At 48.6% G+C, this 5,551-nt stretch carries 5 protein-coding genes; all 5 read right to left on the minus strand.

Annotation, left to right across the window (positions count from 1 at the left end):
- Positions 1 to 1,408 (minus strand): efflux RND transporter permease subunit (locus ABUA47_RS22670; RefSeq protein ID WP_349832096.1); only part of this gene is annotated, 1,408 nt, incomplete at its 3' end.
- Positions 1,409 to 1,576: 168 nt separating this feature from the next.
- On the minus strand, positions 1,577 to 2,797 hold the full coding sequence (locus ABUA47_RS22675) for an efflux RND transporter periplasmic adaptor subunit (protein WP_005827070.1): 1,221 nt from the start codon (positions 2,795 to 2,797) through the stop codon (positions 1,577 to 1,579).
- A gap of 119 nt (positions 2,798 to 2,916) precedes the next feature.
- A complete protein-coding gene (locus ABUA47_RS22680) occupies positions 2,917 to 3,327 on the minus strand; it encodes a DUF6769 family protein (protein WP_005827068.1) in 411 nt (136 codons plus the stop codon).
- Between the two features lie 62 nt (positions 3,328 to 3,389).
- Positions 3,390 to 4,766: an FAD-dependent oxidoreductase gene (locus ABUA47_RS22685; protein WP_009037977.1), complete on the minus strand. Its 1,377-nt coding sequence runs from the start codon at positions 4,764 to 4,766 to the stop codon at positions 3,390 to 3,392.
- An 83-nt stretch (positions 4,767 to 4,849) separates the two neighbouring features.
- Positions 4,850 to 5,551 (minus strand): ATP-binding cassette domain-containing protein (locus ABUA47_RS22690; RefSeq protein WP_349832097.1); only part of this gene is annotated, 702 nt, incomplete at its 5' end.

Here is a 5,551-nt window from a genome sequence, read left to right on the forward strand (position 1 = left end):
CTTCCATACCACTAAGGAAGAACAGTGGTACGAAGCTGACAATGATAATCAGCGTTGAATTGAGGATAGGCATACGCACTTCTTTCGAAGCATTGAACACCACTTCCAGAATAGGAAGTTGCTCGCCGGCAGGTTTCAGTCGGTTTTCGTGCAAACGCTTGTAGACATTCTCCACGTCCACGATGGCATCATCCACCAGCGAACCGATGGCGATAGCCATACCTCCCAGGCTCATGGTATTTATCGTAAAGCCCATATAGTGCAGGGCAAGGATGGAGGCAATCAGTGACAACGGCAGTGTCACCAGCGAGATGACTGTGGTACGTATGTTGGCAAGGAACAGGAAAAGCACGATGACAACGAAAATACCTCCCTCCAACAACGACTTCTGAACGTTTCCGATGGAACTTTCGATGAAACGGCTTTGACGGAAGATGTCTGTGGAAACCTTTACGTCCGCCGGTAGATTCTTCTGCAGGTCTTGCAGGGAAGCTTCCAGTTTGTCTGTAAGCTCCAGCGTGCTTGTGGCGGGTTGCTTGGTGACTGTCAGCAGTACGGCATGCTTACCGCGTTCCGAGGCGGTACCCAGTTTAGGAAGTTTGGCTCCGACTTGAACGTCGGCAATATCTTCCAGCAGGATAGGGGCGCCGGAGACTCCGTTGCTCCGCACCACGGCCTTGGCTATCTGGTCTACCTTGTCGGTAGAAAGTACGCCGCGTACGATATATTCATTGCCATATTCATAGAGCACTCCACCATTGGCATTCAGGTTCATTTCGCGGGTGATGTTCATCACTTCGCTCAATGTTACGCCGTAATGGCGCATCCGTTCCGGGTCCAGCTGCACTTGATATTCCTTGATGTCGCCACCCAGTACGGCTACTTGTGCCACACCGCCCGTAGAGAGCAGGCGGGGACGTATGGTCCAGTCGGCAATGGTACGCAAATCCAGCATAGAGGTCGAATCTGCTGTCAGACCTACAATCAGCATCTCGCCCAAAATGGACGATTGTGGGCCTAGTGTCGGCTTGCCTACGTTGGCCGGTAAGGATTCGCTGACGACTGCCAGCTTCTCACTGACAATCTGCCGGGCAAGATAGATATCTGTATCCCAGTCGAATTCTACCCAGACTACAGAAAAACCGTTCGTTGAGGAAGAGCGTACACGGCGCACACCCGTTGCACCGTTTACAGCCGTTTCTACGGGAAAAGTGACCAGCTGTTCCACTTCCTCTGCTGCCATACCATTTGCTTCGGTCATGATGACCACGGTCGGCGCATTGAGGTCAGGGAACACATCCACTTCCGTATGCATGGCGGTATAAGTACCGCCAATCAGCAACAGCACCGATGCTACCAGCACCAGGATGCGGTTCTGAAGAGAAAAACCAATTATTTTGTTTAACATCTTTTTATTTACTATTTACAATGTACAATTGGGCTGCGCAATGTCAGCCGCACTTGCTGTTTTATCTAATATTTCTTGTTTATCTGACTTTACACTCCCCATTCGTCACGTAACCCTTATACTGCATAGCGAAATGGTACTTTGTAAATTGTCAAATTGTACATGAGATTAGTGTTCATGGCTATGTGCCGGAATAGCATTCGTTGCCGATGCCAGCTTCACTTGATAGGCTCCTTGGGTTACGACGCGATCGCCTGCTTTTATGCCGGAAAGGATTTGTACACTTTCGCCATTGTCGGCACCCAGAGTGACAAGCTGTTTTTTGTAGCCCTCTTCATCCAGTTGCAGGTAGACAAAGAAGCTGCCTTGTTCCTCGGTCAGCGCACTGTGAGGAAGAGACAACACGTTCTCCATTGGTGAGGATAATAGGAATACTTCTACAAACGAGCCGGGAATAACGTCTCCCTTATTGTCGAATTCAAAAGTTACGGGTACATAATATCCGTTCTCACCCGAAGCCTTTCCATAAGAAAGCATGCGCCCGCCCAGTTCTTTCAATGTATATACCTTATTATTATAAGGAGTACAGAAGTTGGCAGAACCGATGCTGTTTAGGTAAGGATAGTACTTTTCGGATACATCCGCACGCAGGAAAAGCTTGCGGTTCTGGGTGACGCTTACCAACGGCTGGCCGACGCTGACGTAGTCCCCTTCTTTCACCAACAGATTCTTCACATAACCGCTGATGGGAGAAACAACAGCCTGGCCGCTTGCCGAATGGTTCTTTGCGACTGCCTCGTAACTGATACGGGCATTTTCGTAAATCTGTTCGGCTTGCGCGAATTCCTTTTCAGATACGATTTTGTTGCCTACAAGCGCTTTCATACGCTCGTATTCTTTTTTGGAAACCTCGTAGGCTATCCGGGCTTTCTGCACCGGGTCTCCGTCGGCCATGTTTTTGGATGACAATACCACCAAAGGAGTACCTTTGCTGACACTCATTCCTTCGATAACTTTTCCCTTGAAGGAAACCACGCCTGCTACTGTAGCTACGGCTACGCTCTCGTCTCCCTGGGCTGCCATCACCTGGCCGCTGGTCTTGATGACTTGATGGAAACTACCCGGTTCAACAGTGCTGACTGCTACGCCGGCAGCTTGCGCCTTTGCTGGTGGCAGGATGATTTCATCGCTTCCTCCGGCATGGTTTTCCTGCTCTTCGTGCTCATGGTTGTGTTCCTCATGTTCGTGGTCATGTCCCTCGTGGTCATGTCCGTCATGATTGTGCTCTTCTGTTTCGTGATTATGTCCTTCGTGGCTGTCTCCGGACTTGCTGTTACAGGAGCCTAAAAGGAATAATCCCAAGACTCCCATGAAAATAACTTTTTTCATGATGATATTTGTTCTTACTTTTTGATTTTGAATACAAAGTTAGGGCATAGGGCGTGCAACCAAATTGCATTGTTCCTTATGCCGGATAGAAATCTGTCCCGGTGATGTTCCGGTAACAGTTAAGCAAGAAGAGACGGAGGGGCACGAAGTCCCGTAGCACATATGATAAATGTGCTATGAAGAGATTCCAGATAGATACACTCCTGCCTGCTTATGTCAAACTCGGGTAGGATGAGTAACTTGGAAAAAGGTTCAATGAGTAGGGTAACTGCCCACAAGGCATCCGGATGTGAACACACATCATTGGAAGAGCTGGGCGTCTGTTGTACAAAGTGGGTTGTCATGCATCCCGTGTCGCAACAGCAGTGCTCGTTGCCCGGGCTATGACGGTGTCCGCAGCAATCGGCGGTGATATCATTCTTCATGCATATCATTCCGTCGGCATGATGATGGTGGGGAATGACGGGTATCACCAGCATTATCAAGCTGATGAAAAAAAGAATATAGGTTATGTACTGTTTCTTTTTCATTCCTCTATCTTTGGACGGATGCAAAGATAGAGGTTAAGGACTTAATTACCAAATAGAAAATGCTAAAAAGGTTTGAATAACATATTCAATCCCTCATTCATGCTGGGGTGGGTGAAAATGAAGTCCCGCAGGAAATGGTAACGCTGTCCCGTTTTCATGATTGATGCTACGGTATTGATTACTTCTGGTGCATCGGCACAAAGTAGGGTACAACCCAGAATCCGTCCGGTATGGATGTCTACAATAGCTTTGAGCATACCGTCTATGCTGTGTAGCGTACGGGCACGTGGAATCATGGCAGCAGGGATACGTGCCACATGTATGGAATAACCGTTCTTCATCGCTTCCTCTTCCGTCAGTCCTATATGTGCCAGCGGTGGGTCGGTGAAAATGGCAAAGGGGATTGGATACCGGTCTTTTGTACTCCTTTTTTTGTTTTCAAAGAGTTGATTACGGATGATACGGAAATCATCGATGGACAAGTAGTCGAACTGTTCGTCTCCTTTTACGTCCCCCAGGGCCCATACGTGTGGGGCTGTAGTCCGTAATTGGTTGTCGACAACGATGGCTCCCCGCTTGTCTGTTTGTATACCCGCTTTTTCCAGATTCAGCTCTGCAGTCATAGGCTTGCGGCCGATGGCTACCAGCAAGGCATCTCCTTTCAGGTAGTAGGGAGTGCCGTTTGCACTGTCCGTATAGGTCAGAGTTATTCCTTCGGCTGTGTCGTACACGGATTGGACACGGGCGTTCAACCGGACATTGATACGCTTTCGGTTCAATGCTTCCAGCATGGAGGCGGCAATGTCGCGGTCCACTTTAGGCAGAAAGCGGTTTCCCGCTTCCAGCAGTGTGACATGGCTTCCAAAGCCTGCATACATAGTGGCAAACTCCAATCCGACAGCACCGCCGCCGATGACGAGCAGGTGTGCGGGCAGTTTGTTCGATTGCAGCAAGGTCTCACTGGTATATACGTACTTGCTCTCCTTGAGTCCGTCGATGGCAGGCAGGATAGGGGTGGACCCGGTGTTGATGAATATCTCTTTTCCCTCAAGAATCGTTTCGTCCTTGCCGGAGACTATACGGATTGTATTTTCGGACAAGAAAGAAGCAGTTCCGTCATAGAGGGTTATATTAGGCTTGTTTTTTACATTTTCATAATTTTTCTCACGCAGGAAGGATACAAGCTTGTCTTTCCGCGCCACGGCAAGTGCATACAGTTTGGACTGGTTCTTATAATCGTCATAGTATCTTTTTTCCGCATATTCCGATTCGTGAATCAGAGTTTTGGTAGGGATACATCCTACGTTTACACATGTTCCTCCGTACATCTGAGGGGAACGTTCCACGATGGCTACTTTCCAATTCCGTTCGGCCAGTTCGGCGGCCAATAACTTGCCGCCCTTGCCGAATCCTATTATGATGGCATCATATTGTTTCATTTTAATATCTCTTAGTTAAGTGTTTAGTAAAATGAAAACAATATGTATCGGCCATTTGTTCGGACGCCGGGTTTAGCAGATGCTTATCGTTCCAGTTCGCGGAGGGAGTCCATTTTCTTCTTTTCAAGGAATTCGTAGATGCCGCTCAAGTGCTCTTTCACTTGTTTGTTGCCGAATTCATATACCTTGCTTACCAGTCCGTCCAGGAAGTCACGGTCGTGGCTGACGAGGATAAGGGTACCGTCAAAATCCAGTAACGCTTGCTTCAGGATATCTTTGGTTTTCATGTCCAGATGGTTGGTCGGTTCGTCCAGTATCAGCAGATTCACCGGTTCGAGCAAAAGCTTTATCATGGCGAGGCGTGTGCGCTCTCCACCGGAAAGCACCTTGACCTTCTTCATGGACTCTTCGGGGCCACCGAACATGAAGGCACCCAGCAGGTCGCGTATCTTGTTGCGGATTTCCCCTTTTGCCACATCGTCGATGGTCTGGAATACGGTCAGGTTCTCATCCAACAATGAGGCCTGGTTTTGTGCGAAATATCCAATCTGCACGTTGTGTCCTATCGTGAGGGTGCCTTCATGTTCTATTTCCTTCATGATGCACTTCACTAACGTTGACTTTCCTTCCCCGTTCTTACCAACGAAAGCAACCTTGTCTCCCCGTTCTATGGTGAGGTTGGCATTCTTGAAGACCACATGGTCACCGTAACTTTTCCCTACTCCCTCCATGATGACGGGATAATTGCCTGAGCGGGGAGAAGGAGGGAATTTGAGGCGTAACGC

It is taken from the genome of Bacteroides sp. RTP31139st1_H2_RTP31139_211217 (assembly GCF_040227615.1).
Taxonomy (GTDB): Bacteria; Bacteroidota; Bacteroidia; order Bacteroidales; family Bacteroidaceae; genus Bacteroides; species Bacteroides uniformis.